This window comes from Martinezella tropici, from assembly GCF_003287875.1.
GTDB classification, from domain to species: domain Bacteria; phylum Pseudomonadota; class Alphaproteobacteria; order Rhizobiales; family Rhizobiaceae; genus Rhizobium; species Rhizobium tropici_C.
This window is the reverse complement of the sequence record NZ_QMKK01000048.1, coordinates 148,014-168,127: the sequence shown is the minus strand read 5'-3', so window position 1 is coordinate 168,127 and position 20,114 is coordinate 148,014. Positions and strand designations below refer to the sequence as shown.

The window sequence follows — 20,114 nt, the reverse complement described above, 5'->3', positions numbered from 1 at the left end:
CATGTCGACGTTGCGGCTGGTTCCTCCCTTGGCGCCTGCGAGGATCGCGCTATGCGGACTTTGGATCAGCGATAACGCATTGGCCGCCCTTGGGTTGTAACATATCTGACATCTCCGGCGAATGGAAAAATCCGCTATTCTGTTTCCCTTTTGTACCCTTTACCCCTTCACATCTGCGCGATCTGTCGCCATATTCGCCCCATGGCCAAATCATCGAAAAAATCCCCCGCTCCGACCGGTTTCGAAGAGGCGCCGCAGGCGCCGTTCGACGGTGCGCCGCTCAGCGGCAGCGTTGCCGATTGGGTGAAGCAGCTCGAAGCGGATGCAGAGGCATCGAGCGTCGAAACCCAGCGTGAGATCGCTTCGAAGGCCGGCAAGCACCGCAAGAAGGTGGAAATCACCGCCGGCAAGACCGCGCGTGGCGTCTCCATGGGTGGGTCGACCGACCCCAAAACGCGTGCCGCCGCCGGTCTCAATCCAGTCTCCGGCCTCGATATCGCTCTTGAGGATGCCGACAAGATTTCGACCGGCGGCGTAACGGCAACGGTAGAAGCCCTGTCGAAGCTGATCGAGAGCGGCAACCCGCTGCATAAGAACGGCAAGATCTGGACGCCGCACCGCCCTGCCCGGCCGGAAAAGTCCGAAGGCGGCATCGAGATCCGCATGGCCTCGGAATACAAGCCGGCCGGCGACCAGCCGACGGCAATCCGCGACCTCGTCGAAGGGCTGCAAAACGGCGACCGTAACCAGGTGCTGCTCGGCGTCACCGGCTCCGGCAAGACCTTCACCATGGCCAAGGTGATCGAGGCGACGCAGCGCCCGGCCGTCATCCTCGCGCCGAACAAGACACTGGCGGCACAGCTTTACTCCGAATTCAAGAATTTCTTCCCGGATAACGCGGTCGAGTATTTCGTCTCCTACTACGACTACTACCAGCCGGAAGCCTATGTGCCGCGCTCGGACACCTATATCGAGAAGGAGAGCTCGATCAACGAGCAGATCGATCGCATGCGCCACTCGGCGACGCGTTCGCTGCTGGAACGCGATGATTGTATCATCGTCGCCTCGGTCTCGTGCATCTACGGTATCGGCTCGGTCGAGACCTACACCGCCATGACCTTCCAGATGAATGTCGGCGACCGGCTCGATCAGCGGCAGTTGCTGGCCGACCTCGTGGCGCAGCAATACAAGCGCCGCGATATAGATTTCACGCGCGGCTCCTTCAGGGTTCGCGGCGACACGATCGAAATCTTCCCGGCCCACTTGGAGGATGCCGCCTGGCGCATCTCCATGTTCGGCGACGAAATAGACGCCATCACCGAATTCGATCCCCTCACCGGCCAGAAGACCGGCGACCTGAAATCGGTGAAGATCTACGCCAATTCGCACTATGTCACGCCGCGCCCGACGCTGAACGGCGCCATCAAGGCGATCAAGGAAGAGCTGAAACTCCGCCTTGCCGAGCTGGAAAAGGCCGGCCGCCTGCTGGAGGCTCAGCGCCTGGAACAGCGCACCCGCTATGACATCGAGATGCTCGAGGCCACCGGCTCCTGCCAGGGCATCGAAAACTATTCACGCTATCTGACCGGCCGCAATCCCGGCGAGCCCCCGCCGACGCTATTCGAATATATTCCCGATAACGCCATCATCTTCATCGACGAGAGCCACGTCACCGTGCCTCAGATCGGCGGCATGTATCGCGGCGACTTCCGCCGCAAGGCGACGCTGGCCGAATACGGCTTCCGCCTGCCGTCCTGCATGGACAACCGTCCCCTGCGCTTCGAGGAATGGGACGCCATGCGCCCGGACACGATCGCGGTATCGGCAACGCCCGGCGGCTGGGAAATGGAGCAATCCGGCGGCGTCTTCGCGGAACAGGTCATCCGCCCGACCGGCCTCATCGATCCGCCGGTCGAGGTCCGTTCGGCCCGCACCCAGGTCGATGACGTCCTTGGCGAAATCCGCGAGACCGCCGCCAAGGGTTATCGCACGCTCTGCACGGTGCTCACCAAGCGCATGGCCGAGGACCTGACGGAATATCTGCATGAACAGGGCGTGCGCGTGCGCTACATGCACTCCGACATCGACACGCTGGAGCGCATCGAGATCATCCGCGATCTTCGCCTCGGCGCTTTCGACGTGCTCGTCGGCATCAACCTGCTGCGCGAGGGCCTCGACATTCCCGAATGCGGCTTCGTCGCCATTCTCGATGCCGACAAGGAAGGCTTCCTGCGTTCTGAGACGTCGCTGATCCAGACCATCGGCCGCGCCGCCCGTAACGTCGACGGCAAGGTCATCCTTTACGCCGATAATATCACCGGCTCGATGCGGCGGGCGATGGACGAGACCAATCGCCGCCGCGAAAAGCAGATGGCCTACAACAAGGAACACGGCATCACGCCGGAATCGGTCAAGGCGAAGATTTCCGACATTCTCGACAGCGTCTATGAGAAGGACCATGTCCGCGCCGATATCGGCGGCGCCTCGGGCAAGGGCTTTGCCGATGGTGGCCATCTCGTCGGTAACAATCTGCAGGCCCATCTCAACGCGCTGGAAAAATCCATGCGCGATGCCGCCGCCGACCTGGATTTCGAAAAGGCGGCACGGCTGCGCGACGAGATCAAGCGCCTCAAGGCCGTCGAACTCGCCGCCATGGACGACCCGCTCGCCCGCGAGGAGGCGAAGAGCCTCGAAAGCCGCGGTTCTGCACCGGGCAAGCGTGCACCGCCAGCGCCGGATTCCCGCTCCTATTTCGCCAAGCCGAGCCTTGACGAAATGGGTCCGGGCGGCGATGCCGGCACGCCGCTTTTCCGCAAGAACACATTGGACGAGATGACCGTCGGCCGCACCGAAAAGCCTGTCACAGGTAAGGTGCCGGACAAGCCGATCATCCGGGCGAAGCCGGGTGTCGGCTCCTATGAGGATGCGGTGGACGAAAAACAGCGCAAGGGACGGACGAAAGGCAAGACGGGCCGGCCTGGGCGATAAGGCGACAGCCGCCAAAGTCTGCTAACCGCAGCTGCCGGCTTATGAGGAGTGACGCCCGGCAAGTATAGAATGACGCCTTGCTGCCGGGGCAATGGCTCCTACATGCCGGCACATAGGAGGCCCACGGCGGGACGAAGGTATTCGTCACGGTGGGAAGCGACAGCAACCACGGGAGAGAGACCGATGCCAGAAGCTTTAATCGTTCGTCGCGAGACCCATGTCTCCGCGCCGCCTGCGGCCGTCTTCGCGCTGCTGACCGATCCCGAAAAGATCCTGCGCTGGATGGGCACGGAAGCCAGGACGGAGCCGCAGCCGGGCGGCATCTATCTCGTCAATGTCACCGGCGCCCGCGTCGCGCGCGGCTCCTTCCGCGAAGTCGTGCCGGTGCATCGCCTCGCCTACAGCTTCGGCTGGGAAGGCAGCGAAGAAGTGCCGCCGGAGTCGAGCCTGGTGGAGATCGATCTGATCGAGCAGCCCGACGGGACGCTGGTGCGCCTCACCCATTCGGGCCTGCCGACGCCGGAGCAATGCGAAGCCCACGCAAAGGGCTGGGCGCATTATCTCGACCGAATGGCGGAAGTGGCAGCCGGACGGGATCCGGGTCCGGATGTGATGCGCGGTCACGACGGCCAGAAACAATAATGCCTTAGGGCTGCTCCATCCGGCTCGATGGCTTGAGGAACAAGGAAGTCACCGCCCAGGGACAATAATTTCGCGCGCTGGAACTTGATGATCTCAGCGCTGTCGGGAAGGTTGCGCCGGCAAGGATGACAGCTCGCGAGCGGCGTGGCATGATCGCTGCATGGATTTACCCGCCCCCCTTGCCTGGCTGGTCGACGAAGCCGGTACCGCGCTCAGCCCCGAACGCTTCCTGGCCGATCTCGGCGGTCGTCTGCTGGCCGTCGGATTGCCGCTGACTGGCGGCGCCCTGACGCTTGCGGCGCCGCATCCTATCATCACCCAGCGTTCCTGGCTTTGGCGAGCGGAGACGGGCACGGTGATCGAAGCCCTCGGCTTCGCCGGCACATCGCTCGGACAGGCCGGCCGCGACTGGCTCGGCGAACTCGGTCCGACATGCGAGGAAACGATCGGCACCGCGCCCGGCAATTCCGTGCTCGCCTGGGCCGGAACCCGGCCCTTCACCTCCCCCGAAACGGACAGGCTGCGTCAGGTCGCGCGCTTTGCCGCCGCCCCCCTGGCCGGCCTTGCCGCGCGGGCCACTCTATCGACCCTACTCGAAGCTTATCTCGGCCGCAGAAGTGCGGCGCGCGTGCAAGCAGGCGCGCTCAGCCGCAATAGCGGCGAGACCATTCGCGCAGCGCTGCTTTGCGCCGACCTTCGGGATTTCACGGCTCTCTCCGAAGCGACGGAGCCGACCGTCGTCATCTCGGCCCTCGACGCCTGGTTCGATCGCGTCGCCGGCGCCGTGCATGCCTTCGGCGGCGAGGTGCTGAAGTTCATCGGCGATGGGGTGTTGGCAATCTTCCCTGTCAATGAAAGGCCGGCGGAAGCCTGCGAAGCGGCACTGCGCGCCGTCACCGCCATCCGCGCCGGCATGGTGCATCTCGACGCGACCCGGGCAAACCAAGGCCTGCCGCCGCTCCCCTTCGGCGCCGCGCTGCATTTCGGCGACATGCTCTGGGGCAATATCGGCGCCGCCGACCGCCTGGACTTCACCGCCATCGGCCCCGCCGTCAACCTCGTCAGCCGGCTGGAGGGGCTGTGCAGGCCGCTCGGCCGCACCGTGCTGATCTCCGGTGCGCTTGCGGCGGAGACGACGACGCCGCTGGTGCCTTTAGGGGATTATGAGCTACGGGGGATTGCCGAGCCTTGTTCGGTGTTTACGTTGGCTGAGAGCTAGGTCCGCACCACCTGCGCTGCAATACATCGTCGTCAAGCTCGGCTCTCACGGCGGCCTGAAAATGCGAAGCTCCGCCTGTAATCCAGAAGTTTTCCGTCGTCGTCGCAAGAAACTCCGCAAAAAGCTTGGAAGCCTCCTGACGACGCACGCCTCCAACGATCTCCACCGTTCTCGAGAGGTGTCTTGGAGGCGAATTTACCAGCCTAACGTGAGCGCATCCGCCATACGCATCGGGCATAGCGAAAACAAGCCGCGTTATCGGCAAGTGCATCATCGTACCGAAACACATGATGCAAGACTCGAGTGTCGTATACAGCGTCAGGCCATCGTTTCGCGAAAAACTATAGTTTCCCTTGAATACCTGATGAAACAAATTCATTTCCGCATGATTCAAATGATTCGAAACCATGGTTTTATGAGAGCGTCCCAAAACCTTGTTTTCCATGCATAGAACTGCGCCTACGGGAAACACGCCTTCATTCAGCGCGATCCGGGCTTCATCAAGTGCGAGACCCATCATGTATTCGTCACTCGATTGAGCCATGTAATTCCCTCAAATCCCGCATTAAAGTTTGTGCCTAAGATAATGGCCTTCGTTACAGCCGCGTGACGATTTATCGCTTCTTCGATCATCGCCGGCGCCTTCTCGTCAGGCAACGAATACATTTATCATGTAACTTCGCCGGCGCCTGAGGCACCAGCCTCTCGTCAACCCCTTGAAATTCCCACCCTATCCTACCCGTTCCCCACCCGGCCCTAATATTGCCCCTTGCCTTTTTCCACAAACCCTGTCACCCATATGCATGCTCGGGCATTTGCATGCCGGTGACTGGACTGATTTGGTGATCCGCTTGCGACAGGCAGCGGTTGGGTCTTCTGACCCGCGCAGACGTTCTTTCCCCGTACGTGACTTCTCGACTGGCTTTCGCATGTCGCGGAAGCAAAGCCGTCCGGGTTTATCCGGATAAACTAAGACTGATGGGTAAAGGACTATCCCCCATGGCCACCAAGGGCACCGTAAAATTCTTCAACCAGGACAAGGGTTTTGGTTTCATCACTCCTGACGGCGGCGCAAAGGACGTTTTCGTCCACATCTCCGCTCTTCAGGCTTCCGGCATCCAGTCGCTGCGCGAAGGCCAGCAGGTCACGTTCGACACCGAGCCGGATCGCATGGGCAAGGGCCCGAAGGCTGTCAACATCCAGGCTAACTAAGCCCTGGGTGACTGCCTGAATGAAGTTTCGGACGGCGCGGTGCAAACCGCGCCGTTTTTCGTTTGTGAAGATAGCACCCTCGCCCTGAAGCAAGCCTGGCTATGCCCTTTACCGCAAGCCCGTTGTCTGCCCTGGACCATCCCAACATTCCGTCATCCTCGGCTTGACCCGAGGATCCAGGCACAAGCCTCACCGTCTCCTCTGCGAAAAGGGATACACTCGCAAAGCGAAACCAGCACTCTCGTCGATTTAGACGCGCCAACGTGCCTGGGCGTGGATCCTCGGGCCAAGCCCGAGGATGACGGGTGAGTGGTGATCTTTTTAACACTAAACTACTTCCTCAACTCTCAGCCGATCACCCGCTTAGGTGGGGCCGACAGCTGCCCTCGAAGGACGAAGGCAGTTGGAATCATCGTCACCTCAAGCGCTGACCCGCTCGGAATGCGCGCTGAAATCCACTGCTGCGAAGGCCACCGCAATCACCTCCGGCCCCGCCCCCGGCTTGTTGGCGTCGGTGGAGAGGATCTGGCGATAGCGGCGCGAGCCGGGCAGGCCGGTGAAGAGACCGACCATGTGACGCGCGACATGCTGCAGACGGCCGCCGTTGGCGATATGGCGCTCCACATAATCCATCATCCGGTCGCGCAGCGCGTTCCAATCGGCCTCGGTGGCCGGTTCGCCATAAAAGCGATGGTCGACATCGGCAAGGATCGCGGCATTCTGATAGGCGGCGCGGCCAAGCATGACACCATCGACATGGGCGAAATGCTCTTCCGCCTGATCCAGCGTCTGGATGCCGCCATTGATGCCGATGAAGACCTCCGGCCAACGCTGCTTCATGCGATAGACGATGTCGTAATCCAGCGGCGGTATTTCGCGGTTCTCTTTCGGTGACAGGCCCTTCAGCCAGGCCTTGCGAGCATGGATCCAGATCGCATCGGCGCCGGCATCGAGCACGCGCGTCATCAGCTCCGGCAAGGCCTCTTCCGGCTCCTGCTCATCGACGCCGATCCGGCATTTCACTGTGACGGGCGCCTTCGAAACCGCCTTCATCGCTGCGATACAAGATGCCACCGTCTCCGGCGTCAGCATCAGGCAAGCGCCGAAGGTGCCTGACTGTACCCGATCCGAGGGACAGCCGACATTCAGGTTGATCTCGTCATAGTTATAGGCTTCCGCGATCCGCAGCGCCTCGACAAGCTTGGCCGGGTCGGAGCCACCGAGTTGCAGTGCAACGGGATGCTCGCTGACATCATGCCCCAGAAGCCGGTCGCGCGGCCCATGGATGATCGCGTCGGCCACCACCATCTCGGTATAGAGCAGCGCATGCCGGCTGATCTGCCGATGCAGGTACCTGCAATGGCGATCCGTCCAGTCGATCATAGGGGCTACCGCGAAGATCTTGCGGCCGGTTTTCAGCGCGTCGCTATACATGGGAAACCTTTCTGATCCGCGCTCTACACCAAATCCCTCAAAAAGGCCAGTTTTCGTGGCAGTCACAATGATGCTAGTTTGTCCGGACGGAGTCGGAGGGCAACAGGCCTTCCCAAGAAAGAGCAAGAGTTTCGAAAGCCGATATGAACGCCCCATTGACGACAGTCATTCCGCCGCCCGCCCCTGTCCTTCTACCGATCGAGGGTGAGACCGAGTTTTTCCCTGTACGTCGTGTCTATTGCGTCGGCCGCAACTATGCCGACCATGCCATCGAGATGGGTCATGACCCTACCCGCGAACCGCCCTTCTTCTTCCAGAAGAACCCGGACAACCTGCTGGTCTCCCGCGATTTTCCCTACCCTTCGCTATCGTCCGACGTGCATCACGAAGTGGAGCTTGTCGTGGCGCTGCGCAGCGGCGGCGCGAACATCCCGGTCGAACAGGCCCTGAATTGCGTCTACGGCTATGGCGTCGGCATTGATTTCACCCGCCGCGACCTCCAGGGTGAAGCCAAGAAGCTCGGTCGCCCCTGGGAAATCGGCAAGGCCTTCGATCATTCGGCCCCCATCTCCGCGCTCGTACCCGCCACTCATGTCGGCCATCCCGACAAGGGCGGCATCTGGCTGATGCGCAATGGCGAGGCTGCCCAGAGAGGCGATCTCTCTCAGATGATCTGGAAAGTGCCGGAGATCATCGCCGAGCTCTCCAAGCTCTTCACGCTCGCACCGGGCGATATCATCATGACCGGCACGCCCGCCGGCGTCGGCCCCGTTGCGCGCGGCGACCGGATCAGCTGCGCCGTCGATGGCGTCGCCAATCTTGTGCTGAACGTCGTCTGATCGAGGAGGATCGACCATGCCCATCTACGCCCTTGCCGGCTCGACGCCGAAAACACCCGAGCCGGGCCGTTACTGGATCGCGCCGGATGCCAGCGTCATCGGCAAGGTCGAGATCGGTGAAGATGTCGGCATATGGTTCGGCGCGGTGCTGCGCGGCGATAACGAACCGATCGTCGTTGGCAAGAACACGAACATCCAGGAAGGTACAATGGTTCATACCGATCCGGCCTACCCGACCATCATCGGCGAAGGCTGCACGATCGGCCATCATGCCATCATCCATGGCTGCTCTATCGGCAACAATTCACTGATCGGCATGGGAGCCACGATCCTGAATGGCGCGAAGATCGGCAATAATTGCCTCGTCGGTGCCAATGCACTCGTCACGGAAGGCAAGGAGTTCCCGGATGGCTCGCTCATCGTCGGCGCACCGGCAAGAGCGATCCGCACGCTGGACGAAGCCGCGATCGAAGGCCTGCGCCGCTCCGCGCGCAACTATGTCGCCAACTGGCAGCGCTTCGCCCGCGATCTTAAAAGATTAGATTAGGAATTTCTTATAAATTCTTGGCAAGTTGGAATAAACCGCGGTTTGCAATTCAAGCAGCGCAATTTGCGCAATGACCGCGAATTTCGATGGTCGACTTTTCCGCCTTGAACTTCTGCGATTTCAGCCAGTCCATCAGCCGATGATCCACTTCGTCGTCGTGGAACTCGATCACTTGACCGCAGCTCTCGCAGATGGCGAAGGCGACAAGGCCGTGGCTGTGGCAATCCTCATGCGGATGGGCGCAGGCAACGAAGGAATTGATGCTCTCGAGTCGGTGTACCACGCCATATTCGAGCAGCTTATCCAGCGCGCGATAGACCTGAAGCGGCGCGCGGAAACCCTGATCGCGCAATTTGTCGAGAATAGTATAGGCGCTGAGCGGCGCTTCCGCCTTGGTCAGAATATCGAAAACGAGGGACTGGTTCTTGGTGAGCATCGGAGTGGTCATGACGACTGTCCTCTCGGTTGCGCCGCTGGCGTGCCGCCCCTGCGAACGAGGGGCAGCAGACTGAAGATAAACAAGACGAGCGCCGCGACGACGATGGAAGGCCCGGATGGCGTGTCGTAGCGCAGCGATCCGAATAGCCCGCCGACAACGGCGATAGCGCCGAGCAGCGAAGCCAAGATCGCCATCGTTTCCGGCGTGGCGGCAAAGCGGCGTGCGGTGGCCGCGGGGATGATCAGAAGCGCGGTGATAAGCAGGATACCGACGATTTTCATGGCGATCGCGATCACCACGGCCATCAGCAGCATGAAGAGAAGCCGCGCGCGCTCCGGCCGCAACCCTTCGGCTTCCGCGAGTTCGGGATTGACCGTCGAAGCCAAAAGCGGCCGCCAAAGCCAGGCGATTGCCGCCAGCACGAAAATGCCGCCGCCCCAGATCACCGCAATGTCCGACTGGCTGACGGCCAGTATGTCGCCGAAGAGGAAGGCGATGAGGTCGATCCGCACCCAGCTCATGAAGGCGACAATGACAAGGCCGATCGCCAGCGTTGCATGCGAGAGAATGCCGAGCAGCGCATCCGCCGACAGCGCCTGCCGCCTCTGCAGCAGCAAGAGCAGGATCGAGACGAGCGCGGCAACCGCAAAGACGGAGAGAGTCAAATTCAGCTGGAAAAGCAGCGAGAGCGCCACGCCGAGCAGTGCCGAATGCGAGATCGTATCGCCGAAATAAGCCATACGTCGCCAGATGATGAAGCAGCCGAGTGGCCCAGTCGTCAGCGCCAGCCCAACGCCGGCGACGACGGCGCGCAGGAAGAAATCGTCAAACATGGCGCTCTCCCTCGGCATGGTCATGGCCGTGATGATGATCATCGTGATCGTGCTCATGATGGTGATGGCCATCGTCAGCATGGCAATGGTCCGTAATCGAACCGTCCGCATGCTGCACGCGGCCATCCGGCAGATGCGTATGGTCGTGATGATGGCTGTAGATCGCCAGCGACTGCGCCGCCCGCGTTCCGAAGAGCCTGACATATTCGGGACTCTGGCTAACGGTCTGCGGCGTGCCGCGGCAGCAGACATGGCCGTTCAGGCAGACCACCGTATCCGTCGCCGCCATCACGACATGCAGATCATGCGAGATCAGCAGGATGCCACAGCCCTGCGAATTGCGGATCGACTTGATGAGATCGTAAAGCGCGATCTCACCGTTGAAATCGACCCCCTGCACCGGCTCGTCCAGCACAAGCAGATCGGGCTTGCGGGCGATGGCACGCGCCAGCAGCGCCCGCTGGAATTCGCCGCCGGAAAGATGCTGCACCTCGGCTTTGGCGAGATGCGCGATGCCGACTGCTTCAAGAGCAGCGATCAGCTCGCGCTCAGGCAAAGGCCCGGTCAGCGTCATCAATCGCTGCACGCTGAGGGGCAAGGTCCAATCGATGGCGAGCTTCTGCGGCACGTAGCCGACCTTCAGATTGGCAATACGGTCGACGCGCCCTTCGTCCGGCTTCAGCACGCCGATTGCCGTTTTGGCGCTCGTGGATTTGCCGGAGCCGTTCGGGCCGATCAGGGTGACGATCTCGCCGCGGCTCACGGAAAAATCGACGCCGCGCACCAGCCAGCGGCCGCCGCGTCGGACGCCGACATTATGGAGCGACACCAGCGGCCGGTTCTTGCTGTCGAGGGAAGAAAGCATGAAATTTCCAATTGCACTATTGCGCCATGCTATCGCACACGTTATAGCATAACGCAATTGATGTAATAACATAACAGACCCATTCAAGGGCATTTCTAGCATGAACGCAGCAAAAGCTTTTATTCCCCTCGCCGCCACCCTCCTGCTTTCCGGCCTGCTTGCCGGTACCACTGCGACGGCAGCCGACGCACCAAAGGTCGTCGTCTCCATAAAGCCGATCCATTCGCTTGTCGCCGCGATCATGCAAGGGGTCGGAACACCTGATCTGATCGTTGACGGCGCCACCTCGCCACATACCTATGCGCTCAAGCCGTCGAATGCCCGCAGTCTCCAGCAGGCGCAGGTGGTTTTCTGGGTCGGACCAGGCATGGAAGCCTTCCTGGAGAAACCGCTCGCATCCCTCGGCGCCAACGCCACCGTCGTCGAACTCGACGATGCGCCCGGCATCACCAAGCTCAAATTCCGCGAAGGCGGCGCCTTCGAGCCGCATGACGACGGCGATGAAGCGGCGACCGGGGAAAACCATGCACATGATCATGGTGACCACGATCATGATCACGGCGAGTTCGACACCCATCTCTGGCTCGATCCACACAACGCCAAAGCGATGGTCGCCGAGATCACCACGTCGCTGGTCGCAGCCGACCCTGCCAATGCACTGACCTATGAAGCAAACCAGAAGGCTCTGAACGATAAGCTCGATGCTCTGGATAGCGAAATCGCCGCTGCCGTCGCGCCGGTGAAGGACAAACCTTTCATCGTCTTCCACGACGCCTATCAGTATTTCGAGCATCGCTATGGCGTGCGCGTTTCCGGCTCGATTACGGTTAGGCCGGAAACCATTCCGGGCGCACAGCGCGTCGCCGAGATCCACAGCAAGGTCGCCGATCTCGGCGCGACCTGCGTTTTCGCGGAACCGCAATTCGAACCGAAGCTGGTCAATGTGGTGCTGGAAGGTACGCCCGCAAAATCTGGTGTCCTCGATCCTGAAGCCGCAACGCTGCCGCAAGGGCCGGATCTCTATTTCGACCTGATGCGCGGTATCGCAAGTTCTCTGAAAGAGTGCCTCTCCTGAATAAGGCTATGTAGCGCCGAAGGAAGCGAGCCCTATGCTCGCTTTTTTTATCTTACCAGATGTAATGATATTACATTACGAGCGAGGTTATCATGAACAAGAAGCTTCCGGTCACCGTCCTCTCCGGTTTCCTTGGCGCCGGCAAGACGACGCTGCTCAACCATATCCTCAACAATCGTGAAGGCTTGCGTGTCGCCGTCATCGTCAACGACATGAGCGAAGTAAATATCGATGCGGCGCTGGTGCGCGATGGCGGCGCCAATCTCTCGCGCACGGAGGAACAGCTCGTCGAGATGACCAATGGCTGCATCTGTTGCACATTGCGCGACGACCTGCTGAAGGAAGTCCGCCAGCTCGCGGAGCAGGATCGCTTCGACTATCTGCTGATCGAATCCACAGGCATTGCCGAGCCCCTGCCCGTTGCCACCACCTTCGAGTTCCGCGACGAGGATGGCAGCAGCCTCTCCGACGTTGCCAGGCTTGATACGATGGTGACCGTCGTCGATGCGGCCAATCTTCTTGCCGACTATGGTTCGACGGATTTCCTGGCCGACCGAGGTGAAACCGCCGGCGACGGCGACAACCGGACCATCGTCGATCTCCTGGTCGAGCAGATAGAATTTGCCGATGTCGTGATCCTGAACAAGGTCGGTTCGGCAACGGCTGGACAACGCGACGCCGCCCGCAAGATCATCGTCGGCCTCAACCCCGATGCTCGTCTCATCGAGGCGGATTTCGGCGCGATCGAACCGACGGAGGTTCTCGGCACCGGCCGCTTCGACATCGATCGAGCCGAGACCCATCCGCTCTGGTACAAGGAACTGCACGGCTTCAAGGATCACGTTCCCGAAACGGAAGAATACGGCATTCGCTCCTTCGTCTACCGCGCGAAAAAACCGTTCGATCCCACGAAATTTCAAGCCTTTCTCAATCGCTCCTGGCCGGGCGTCGTCCGCGCCAAGGGCTTCTTCTGGCTTGCAACCCGGCCCTTTTATGTCGGCGAGATGAGCCAGGCCGGCGCGCTTGTCCGCACGAGCAAGATGGGTCTCTGGTGGGCTGCCGTGCCTGAGGATCAATGGCCGCGCGATCCCTCCTTCAAACGCGCCCTCGCGCCCTATCTCGATCCGATTTGGGGCGATCGCCGCCAGGAATTGGTATTCATCGGCGCCGACCCGATGAATGAGAAGCAGATCACGACCGAGCTGGACGCTTGTCTTGTCGAGGCGGATCGTTTCACGCCGGAACGTTGGCGGGACCTGCCCGATTCCTTTGCAAGCTGGAACGGGCCGACGGCATGAAAAAGCCGAAAGTGATCAGGTTTCGCTGCCAATGCTTCGAGTGCGGGAGCGATGACACTCCCGAGGACGACGGATTGCGATCCGCTGCGGCCGAGCCGGACCAGACAGACAGAAAATCAGGCGAAACGAATCCTCGCCTGATGACGGATGTGGTCGGAAAATTGCTGTTTGGGGCCTGAACGTGCGTTCAGGCCACCAGCATGCCGGTGGGAACGGCGATGATCTCATGCATGACGAGTAGCGCGCCGATCACCTCTGTCTTGGCACGCAGCGGCGTCATCGTGCAGTGAAGCACCTTGCCGGACTCCACCTGACGAAAGGATGGATAGAGACACTCCACCTTCTCGCCGGCAAAGCAGGCATCGAGCTTCGCCTTCACACTGCTTTCGAAATAGTCGGAACCGATGAATTCGGAGATATGACGCCCGACGAGCTCCATCGGTTTCGATTTCAGAAATTCCGAATTGGCCGCGTTGCTGTAGAGATAGCGATAGTCCTGCGTGACGACCGCAACGCGATCCGGCAAGCTATCCAGAATGACATCGTTCAAAACGCTGCCTTCCCCGAATCCCAACTCATTGTCGAGACTGGTTTTCTCACTCGAAAATGCCCGTAGGACTTCGCTGGCCGCTTGGTTTGCGCCACCGAAATAACGGTCGATCAGCACCGAAAGCGAAGCGGAATTATGCATCACTCGCGACCGATCATCCGCTTCTTCCCGGATGAGATTGTTCATGAACTGGAGCTGCATGTAGATTTCGAGCAGACTCGTGGCCTTATAGGCCAGGATCGCCGCGATAAGTGGCTCTAATTCGCTATCAAGCGACGCTACAAGCTCATCGTCGCCAAGTTTTATCGCACGCTGAATCTGATTACATTTCGTGGAGAAGGCATGAAAGAGTGCCAGCAAAATTGCCCTCCTGTCCCTGAACACAACAGGACGCAGGGGCCTCGTTTCCCGGCGTTGCCATGCCCAAGGATATTCAGTTTGGTGTCCGCATTCTCACCAAACTTTCTACATTGTGAATTAACATGACTTACCTCCACTTTCAATCCGGATGAACGGAAGTTCTCGGGAAAGGAGAATTTTCTGGAAAGCAAGGCTTACCGACAGCAACGACTGCATGAAAGACAGGATGCAAATCCGCGCACAGATTCGTCGCGCACGCGCCGGAATTCGGGCCTAGAAAACGGTTTTCTTGATATTCCAGCGATCGTGATACCAGAGCCACTGCTCGGGATTTTCCCTCACCCAGCTCTCCACCTTGTCGTTCAGCATCTGCGCCGTTGCCGTCAGATCGAGACCGCCGGCCTCGTTGCGCGGCATCTCTAGCTTCGGCTCGATTTCCAGCCGGTAGCGATTGCCGGGCAGCCGGATGCAGCGGGCCGGGTAGACCTCGCAATTGAACTGGCGCACAAGTTTCGGCAAAAGCGGATTCGTCTTCACATCCCGGCCAAAGAATCGGGTTTTCAGGCCCTTGCGAAATTTCTGATCGACCAGCACGCCGACACCGCGACCCGCCTCCAATTCTCTCGCAAGGCTGAAGGATGATCCGGCGTGGGACGGTACAAGATTGCCCATGCGCTTGGCGCGAAAGTCAAAGACCTTCTTCGCGACATAGGGGTTGTTCGGCGGACGGAACAATACGGTCACCGTCAGGCCGAAAGCGGCGCCCGCGACAGGCAGCAGCTCGAAATTGCCGGTATGTCCGGTAAAGACGATGAACGGCCGAGGATTGTCCCTGAGATCGAGGAAGATCGGAATGCCTGAAACTTCGATTCGCCCGGGCTTGTCGCTATGGGGATCGAAGTCGAAAAGCCGGTCGAGAAAGACATATTCGGCCGCGAGCCGGCCCATATTCCCCCAGCTTGCGCGTGCGATCTCCTCGATTTCGCTCTCGCTCTTTTCCGGAAAGGCATTGCGCAGATTGGTCAGCATCAGCTGATGCCGGCGCATGCGCGGGCCAATCCTGCGGGTCAGCCGATCGGCAAAATTGATGCCCGCATCTGCCGGAAACAGCTTCAGGAAATTGAGAAATCCGAAAATGACCTGCGCCACCAGCCACTGCCGGAAATTTCTGAGCGCAAGGACGATCCGGGTGATGAAAAGCTTCACGCGGCTCAGTCCATCTTCAGGATGATCTTGCCGAAGATCTGGCGCGATTCCATCCGCTCCAGCGCTCGATCGATATCATTGAAGCCGACTTCGGTATCGATCACAGGGTGAACGAGGCCGCGCGCCATCTTCTGCATGGCATTGGCCATGTTCTCCATGCGGCAACCGAAGGAGCCGAGCAGCTTCAATTGCTGCTGGAACAGCATCATCAGATTGATATCGGTCGAAACGCCCGAGGTCGAGCCGCAGGTGACGAGACGTCCGCCACGCTTCATGCAGAGCATGGAGCCTGCCCACGTATCCTTGCCGACATGTTCGAAGACCACGTCGACCCCCTTCTTCTTCGTCAGCTTGCGCACGACGCCCTCGAAGCGGTCGGTGCGGTAATTGATGACGTGATCGGCGCCGAGTGCCTTCGCCTTTTCGATCTTGTCATCGGAACCGACGGTGGTGATCACGGTGCAGCCGATCTTCTTGGCAAGCTGGATTGCGGCGGTACCGATACCCGAGCCGCCCGCGTGAACGAGGATCGTCTCGCCCGGTTCGAGCTTGGCATTGTCGAAGAGCATATGCTCGACGGTGCCGAAGGTGACGGGAGCAAGGGCCGCGCCGATCGCGTCGACGCCGGGAGGCGCCGGGACAAGCAGGCGAGCCGGGAGATTGACCTTCTCCTGCGCGAAACCATCGAGATGGAAGCCGTGCACACCGCTGACATGTTCGCAGAGATTGTCGCGGCCTTCTCGGCAATGGCGGCAAAGCCCGCAGGTCTGCGCACCGTAGATCGATACGAGCTGCCCAGGCAGGACGTTGGCAACGCCCGGGCCGATCGCTTCGACGACGCCAGCAGCCTCGGCGCCGATGACCAGCGGCATCTTGCGCTTGGCGAACGCCATGCCGCGCCATCCCCAGACATCGATATGGTTGAGCGCGACGGCCTTGACGCGCAGGGTCACCTCACCTGCGCCCGGCGCATCCGGCTCCGGCAGATCGGTGATCTCAAGTTTGCGGTCGTCGATCAGTTGCAAAGCACGCATGGCAAAGTCCCTCGCCCCTCGGGCGCAGTTGTATTCTGTTTTTCAGACGTCCGATTAAGCCGGTTCAAGCGCCATGACAAGGCTGGCATTCTGGCCGCCGAACCCGAAAGAATTCGAAAGAACGGCATTCACCTGCTTTTCACGCTTCTTGTTCGGCACCACGTCGAGGATGATCGACGGATCCGGATTGTTGTAGTTGATGGTCGGCGGCAGAGTGCCGGTCAGCATGGTCTGCAGCGAGAACACCGCTTCGACTGCGCCGGCCGCCGTCAGCGTATGCCCGATCATCGACTTGTTCGATGAGACGGGGATGTTCGGAAGCCGCTCGCCGAAGACCGCGGACATCGCACCATATTCCATCTTGTCGTTCTCCGGCGTCGAAGTGCCGTGAGCGTTGATGTAGCCGATATCGGCCTCTGCCATGCCGGCATCGGCAAGTGCCGCCCGGATCGTCGCAATCGCCGGGCCGCCATCGGGCGAAGAGCGCGTGCGATGGAAGGAGTCGGCCTTGTCGCCCGCACCCTTCATGATGCCCAGGATCTTCGCACCGCGCGCGACTGCCGCTTCGAGCGATTCCAGCACCAGCGTCGCCGCCCCTTCGGCGATGACAAAGCCGTCACGATCCTTGCTGAACGGCTTGGAGGCCTTGGTCGGCGGATCGTTCTGCGTCGACAGCGCCGACAGCAGCGAGAAGCGGATCAGTGCTTCGGCACTCAACGAACCATCGGTCGCAACCGTCAGCGCCCGCGTCGTGCGGCCCTGCCGGATCGCCTCGATACCGAGCTGAATGGCGGTCACACCCGATGCACAGGCTGTCGACAGCGTCACCGGCAGGCCGCGCGTGCCAAAGCGATCGGCAAGGCGTTCGGAAATGGCGCCGAAAAGTGCCGCTTCATGGAAGGCCGGATCCGGACGCTGGCGCATGGCCGCAAGGAAACGCTCATAGGCGTCGCCCTGATGATCGGCCGGCGGCGAGCGGTCGGCGAGCTCGAAACGCGCGCTCCATTCCGGCTCGATCGGCGGTGCAGCCAGGAACAGCGGCGCGTCGAAATCGCCAGAAATCCCGGCCTGGGCCAGCGCTTCGATGGTTGTTTCGCGGGCGAAGGCGTAGGAGCGCTCGACAGCGTTCGGGACGGGAATATCGATGAAATCCACCGTGCCGGCGATACGCGTCGAAAGGCCGTCCGTCGGGAAGCGCGTGATACCGTGAATGCCTGACGTGCCGGAGGAAAGCGCGTTCCAGTTATCCTGCAGGCCCTGCCCCAGCGACGTGATGATCCCCATGCCGGTGACGGCGACGATCGGACGTCCAAGATGATCCTTGTAAGCGGTCATATCCTGCTCCTCACGCTTCAGCGGAAATTACGGCGATGCCTTCACCGCGCGAATGCCCGACGGTCGTCACCACAGCCTTGCGAGCACCCGTCGCCATCGGCTTTTCATGCGCGGCATCGAAGGGCGGCACCTTGGCCTGGCTGGCGACGGCGAGCGCCGCAAAGGCGAGCCCGAGCGGGAACTGGCTTTCCAGCCCGTGTCCGGAAATACCGGAATAGGCGCGGATGGCCGAGCCCGGAAGCTGCGCCTCGAGCACCGTCTTTTCGCGCTGGGCCAAGCCGGGGATGGCCGTCGTGCCGGAAAAAACGACTGTCGCGTCGCCCGACGCCTGCTTGGCTGCCGGTGCGAGCAGGCGCTCCAACCGCGCTTCGAACTTGCCCTCGTCGCGCCGGCCGCGATCGCCCTCGACGGCATCGATGGTTGCATAGATATGCGCGCCGCGGCCTTCGGCATGGGCACGCGATTCAAGAACGAGGAAGGCGCTCAGCGATCCCATGATCATGCCGCCGTCTTCCGGCTTGCGCGACCAGACGGGATGCCAGTCACCCTGAGCGTGGGCATTGATCGCCTCGATCAGCAGGATCATGTCCAGTCTTTCAGCGGAAAAGGCGCCCCCCACCAGGGCATGGCTCGATTCGCCCGACTTGATGCGATGAAAAGCGGTCTCGACGGCGGAAATACCAGCGGCTTCCTCACCCATGAAGGTGCGCGACGAGCCCGTGACCTTGTGGACGATCGAAATATTGCCGGCAAGCAGGTTGGAAAGCTGCGCCAGGAACAAAGTCGGCCGCAGTTCGGTGGTCAGCTTCTCGTTCAGAAGCAATTCGCGATCATTGCGCTGCAGGCCTTCGTTGACGATCAGCGTATCGACATTGATGTCGCGCTCGCCGCCGCCGGCTGCAACGATCATGTCCATGGTGCCGCAGGCTTCCAGATCGTCCTTGAAGCCGGCGTCGTCAAGAGCAAGGCCGGCGGTGAAGACGCCAATGCGCTGCCAATTTTCCATCTGGCGCTGATCGCCCCGCTTTGGAATCTGTTGCGACCAATCGATCTCAGGCAGCGGATGCACGGGATAGGGCTTGAATTTCTCGGTTTCGACGATGGTCGCCGGCGCCTTGTCCGCCTTCAAAAGGGCGACATGCGCGTCCTTGCCAACGCCCTGACAGGTAACGATGCCGATACCCGTGATCACCACATCATTCTGAGCCTTGCTCATTCATCAATCCTCTTCGAATGCGGCGGCGCCGAACAAGCCGGCAGCATCAACCGTTGGCGGCGATGGCGTCGAGAAGCCCGACTTCGCCTGCCCGCTTGCGCACGATATCGCCAAGCGGCAACTCATTAAACGGCATGGTCCGCAGCTTCAACTGCGCATCGCAGACCTTCTTTCCGGCGATGGTGATGCGCGCCTTGGTGACGGCGAAGCCCGAACCGTCATGCTCGAGTTCGGCCTCGATATCAAGTTTGGCTTCCGGCTCGACGAACGTCCGCATCTTGGCACCGTCCACCGACATCAGGAATGGCATATAGGCGAATTTCGTCGCGGCAAGCACGAGCATGCCCGAGGCCTGCGCCATTGTTTCGATCAGCAGAACACCCGGGACAAGCGGCATGCCGGGGAAATGGCCTTCGAAAACCGGGCTTTTCGCCGGAACGACGGAATGCGCCTTCAACAGGCCCTTGGACAGATCGACCGATTCGACCCTGTCGATCATCTGGAAATATTCCAGCAGCATTAACGCCTCCGCTCCAACCCGATAACGCAGCATGCGTCGGGCGGGATACGCTATTTAAGAATGAAACCGCCCGGCCGCCATGTTCAGGGGCGGCTGGGCGTCAAAAAATGCAAGGATGTTGCTCAGCCCTTGGCGGCGCGCAATTCATCGATCTTGGCGCAGAGATTCTTCAGGACGAAGTACTCTTCGGTCGAGACCTTGCCTTCGTTGACTTCCTGCGTCCACTTCTCGAGCGGGATCTTGATGCCGAACTCCTTGTCGATAGCAAAGACGATATCCAGGAAGTCCAGGCTGTCGATACCGAGGTCGTCGATCGTGTGGCTATCCGGGGTGATCGTGTCACGATCGATTTCGCTGGTTTCAGCGATGATGTCGGCAACTTTGTCAAATGTAGCAGTCACTGCCCATACCTCTTGAAATAATAATTCACCCCCTCATAGGGAAATCCATATCAAAAGCCAATGGTTTCCACCAGAAACTCCGGCAATTTGGCGAAGCACTG

At 60.5% G+C, this 20,114-nt stretch carries 20 protein-coding genes; 8 read left to right on the top strand and 12 right to left on the bottom strand.

Annotation, left to right across the window (positions count from 1 at the left end):
* Positions 1-201 precede the first annotated feature (201 nt).
* The 3 genes from uvrB to DQ393_RS22900 all read left to right on the top strand — a co-directional run bounded on the left by uvrB (position 202) and on the right by DQ393_RS22900 (position 4,849).
* Entirely contained in the window at positions 202-2,988 is a 2,787-nt protein-coding gene (gene uvrB, locus DQ393_RS22910) for an excinuclease ABC subunit UvrB (RefSeq protein ID WP_112344005.1), read from the top strand.
* Between the two features lie 183 nt (positions 2,989-3,171).
* Complete coding sequence (locus DQ393_RS22905; protein ID WP_112344004.1) at positions 3,172-3,630, top strand: SRPBCC family protein; 459 nt, start codon at positions 3,172-3,174, stop codon at positions 3,628-3,630.
* A 160-nt stretch (positions 3,631-3,790) separates the two neighbouring features.
* Complete coding sequence (locus DQ393_RS22900) at positions 3,791-4,849, top strand: adenylate/guanylate cyclase domain-containing protein (protein ID WP_112344003.1); 1,059 nt, start codon at positions 3,791-3,793, stop codon at positions 4,847-4,849.
* On the opposite strand, the gene DQ393_RS22895 is transcribed toward DQ393_RS22900, so the two are convergent.
* Positions 4,830-5,393 (bottom strand): nucleoside deaminase, encoded by a 564-nt coding sequence (locus tag DQ393_RS22895; RefSeq protein ID WP_112344002.1) that lies wholly within the window; start codon positions 5,391-5,393, stop codon positions 4,830-4,832. The two genes, DQ393_RS22900 and DQ393_RS22895, sit on opposite strands and share 20 nt — an antisense overlap.
* A gap of 455 nt (positions 5,394-5,848) precedes the next feature.
* Between DQ393_RS22895 and DQ393_RS22890 the strand changes: the two genes are divergently transcribed.
* The gene (locus DQ393_RS22890) at positions 5,849-6,061 is read left to right on the top strand and encodes a cold-shock protein (protein WP_004109325.1); all 213 of its coding nucleotides are present in this window, start codon (positions 5,849-5,851) and stop codon (positions 6,059-6,061) included.
* Between the two features lie 420 nt (positions 6,062-6,481).
* Here the strand turns inward: DQ393_RS22890 and dusA are convergent, their stop codons facing one another.
* Entirely contained in the window at positions 6,482-7,480 is a 999-nt protein-coding gene (dusA, locus tag DQ393_RS22885) for a tRNA dihydrouridine(20/20a) synthase DusA (protein WP_432422022.1), read from the bottom strand.
* 158 nt (positions 7,481-7,638) lie between these two features.
* On the opposite strand from dusA, the gene DQ393_RS22880 reads away from it, so the two are divergent.
* Complete coding sequence (locus DQ393_RS22880) at positions 7,639-8,334, top strand: fumarylacetoacetate hydrolase family protein (protein WP_112344000.1); 696 nt, start codon at positions 7,639-7,641, stop codon at positions 8,332-8,334.
* A 16-nt stretch (positions 8,335-8,350) separates the two neighbouring features.
* Entirely contained in the window at positions 8,351-8,881 is a 531-nt protein-coding gene (locus DQ393_RS22875) for a gamma carbonic anhydrase family protein (protein WP_112343999.1), read from the top strand.
* A 49-nt stretch (positions 8,882-8,930) separates the two neighbouring features.
* On the opposite strand, the gene DQ393_RS22870 is transcribed toward DQ393_RS22875, so the two are convergent.
* Genes DQ393_RS22870 through DQ393_RS22860 form a run of 3 tightly spaced genes read right to left on the bottom strand, consistent with a single transcriptional unit; the run spans position 8,931 to position 11,018 of the window.
* Positions 8,931-9,329, bottom strand: a complete 399-nt coding sequence (locus DQ393_RS22870; protein WP_112343998.1) for a Fur family transcriptional regulator — start codon at positions 9,327-9,329, stop codon at positions 8,931-8,933.
* Positions 9,326-10,153: a zinc ABC transporter permease subunit ZnuB gene (znuB, locus tag DQ393_RS22865; protein ID WP_112343997.1), complete on the bottom strand. Its 828-nt coding sequence runs from the start codon at positions 10,151-10,153 to the stop codon at positions 9,326-9,328. The genes DQ393_RS22870 and znuB overlap by 4 nt, the downstream gene beginning before the upstream one ends.
* Positions 10,146-11,018, bottom strand: a complete 873-nt coding sequence (locus DQ393_RS22860; protein WP_181592407.1) for an ATP-binding cassette domain-containing protein — start codon at positions 11,016-11,018, stop codon at positions 10,146-10,148. The genes znuB and DQ393_RS22860 overlap by 8 nt, the downstream gene beginning before the upstream one ends.
* A gap of 100 nt (positions 11,019-11,118) precedes the next feature.
* Between DQ393_RS22860 and znuA the strand changes: the two genes are divergently transcribed.
* Positions 11,119-12,093 carry a zinc ABC transporter substrate-binding protein ZnuA gene (gene znuA / locus DQ393_RS22855; RefSeq protein WP_112343995.1) on the top strand — a complete coding sequence of 325 codons (975 nt, stop codon included), beginning with the start codon at positions 11,119-11,121 and terminating at the stop codon, positions 12,091-12,093.
* A 92-nt stretch (positions 12,094-12,185) separates the two neighbouring features.
* A complete protein-coding gene (locus tag DQ393_RS22850; protein WP_112343994.1) occupies positions 12,186-13,391 on the top strand; it encodes a GTP-binding protein in 1,206 nt (401 codons plus the stop codon).
* Between the two features lie 187 nt (positions 13,392-13,578).
* Here DQ393_RS22850 and DQ393_RS22840 read toward each other — a convergent pair whose 3' ends face one another.
* The 7 genes from DQ393_RS22840 to DQ393_RS22810 form a co-directional block, all read right to left on the bottom strand.
* Positions 13,579-14,301 (bottom strand): PAS domain-containing protein, encoded by a 723-nt coding sequence (locus tag DQ393_RS22840; protein ID WP_112343992.1) that lies wholly within the window; start codon positions 14,299-14,301, stop codon positions 13,579-13,581.
* A 273-nt stretch (positions 14,302-14,574) separates the two neighbouring features.
* Positions 14,575-15,507: a lipid A biosynthesis lauroyl acyltransferase gene (locus DQ393_RS22835; RefSeq protein WP_112343991.1), complete on the bottom strand. Its 933-nt coding sequence runs from the start codon at positions 15,505-15,507 to the stop codon at positions 14,575-14,577.
* A gap of 5 nt (positions 15,508-15,512) precedes the next feature.
* Complete coding sequence (locus DQ393_RS22830) at positions 15,513-16,541, bottom strand: zinc-binding dehydrogenase (protein ID WP_112343990.1); 1,029 nt, start codon at positions 16,539-16,541, stop codon at positions 15,513-15,515.
* 54 nt (positions 16,542-16,595) lie between these two features.
* Positions 16,596-17,876 (bottom strand): beta-ketoacyl-ACP synthase, encoded by a 1,281-nt coding sequence (locus DQ393_RS22825; protein WP_112343989.1) that lies wholly within the window; start codon positions 17,874-17,876, stop codon positions 16,596-16,598.
* Between the two features lie 10 nt (positions 17,877-17,886).
* A complete protein-coding gene (locus DQ393_RS22820; protein ID WP_112343988.1) occupies positions 17,887-19,092 on the bottom strand; it encodes a beta-ketoacyl-ACP synthase in 1,206 nt (401 codons plus the stop codon).
* A gap of 46 nt (positions 19,093-19,138) precedes the next feature.
* On the bottom strand, positions 19,139-19,612 hold the full coding sequence (locus DQ393_RS22815) for a 3-hydroxyacyl-ACP dehydratase FabZ family protein (RefSeq protein ID WP_112343987.1): 474 nt from the start codon (positions 19,610-19,612) through the stop codon (positions 19,139-19,141).
* 122 nt (positions 19,613-19,734) lie between these two features.
* Positions 19,735-20,013, bottom strand: coding sequence for an acyl carrier protein (locus DQ393_RS22810; RefSeq protein WP_041677496.1), 279 nt, complete (start codon positions 20,011-20,013; stop codon positions 19,735-19,737).
* Between the last annotated feature and the right edge of the window lie 101 nt (positions 20,014-20,114).

Bases quoted from the DNA above. Each gene is read 5' to 3' on its own strand.
- uvrB (WP_112344005.1), top strand. From the start codon at position 202: ATGGCCAAATCATCGAAAAAATCCCCCGCTCCGACCGGTTTCGAAGAG.
- DQ393_RS22905 (WP_112344004.1), top strand. From the start codon at position 3,172: ATGCCAGAAGCTTTAATCGTTCGTCGCGAGACCCATGTCTCCGCGCCG.
- DQ393_RS22900 (WP_112344003.1), top strand. From the start codon at position 3,791: ATGGATTTACCCGCCCCCCTTGCCTGGCTGGTCGACGAAGCCGGTACC.
- DQ393_RS22895 (WP_112344002.1), bottom strand. From the start codon at position 5,393: ATGGCTCAATCGAGTGACGAATACATGATGGGTCTCGCACTTGATGAA.
- DQ393_RS22890 (WP_004109325.1), top strand. From the start codon at position 5,849: ATGGCCACCAAGGGCACCGTAAAATTCTTCAACCAGGACAAGGGTTTT.
- DQ393_RS22880 (WP_112344000.1), top strand. From the start codon at position 7,639: ATGAACGCCCCATTGACGACAGTCATTCCGCCGCCCGCCCCTGTCCTT.
- DQ393_RS22875 (WP_112343999.1), top strand. From the start codon at position 8,351: ATGCCCATCTACGCCCTTGCCGGCTCGACGCCGAAAACACCCGAGCCG.
- DQ393_RS22870 (WP_112343998.1), bottom strand. From the start codon at position 9,329: ATGACCACTCCGATGCTCACCAAGAACCAGTCCCTCGTTTTCGATATT.
- znuB (WP_112343997.1), bottom strand. From the start codon at position 10,153: ATGTTTGACGATTTCTTCCTGCGCGCCGTCGTCGCCGGCGTTGGGCTG.
- DQ393_RS22860 (WP_181592407.1), bottom strand. From the start codon at position 11,018: ATGCTTTCTTCCCTCGACAGCAAGAACCGGCCGCTGGTGTCGCTCCAT.
- znuA (WP_112343995.1), top strand. From the start codon at position 11,119: ATGAACGCAGCAAAAGCTTTTATTCCCCTCGCCGCCACCCTCCTGCTT.
- DQ393_RS22850 (WP_112343994.1), top strand. From the start codon at position 12,186: ATGAACAAGAAGCTTCCGGTCACCGTCCTCTCCGGTTTCCTTGGCGCC.
- DQ393_RS22830 (WP_112343990.1), bottom strand. From the start codon at position 16,541: ATGCGTGCTTTGCAACTGATCGACGACCGCAAACTTGAGATCACCGAT.
- DQ393_RS22825 (WP_112343989.1), bottom strand. From the start codon at position 17,876: ATGACCGCTTACAAGGATCATCTTGGACGTCCGATCGTCGCCGTCACC.
- DQ393_RS22820 (WP_112343988.1), bottom strand. From the start codon at position 19,092: ATGAGCAAGGCTCAGAATGATGTGGTGATCACGGGTATCGGCATCGTT.
- DQ393_RS22815 (WP_112343987.1), bottom strand. From the start codon at position 19,612: ATGCTGCTGGAATATTTCCAGATGATCGACAGGGTCGAATCGGTCGAT.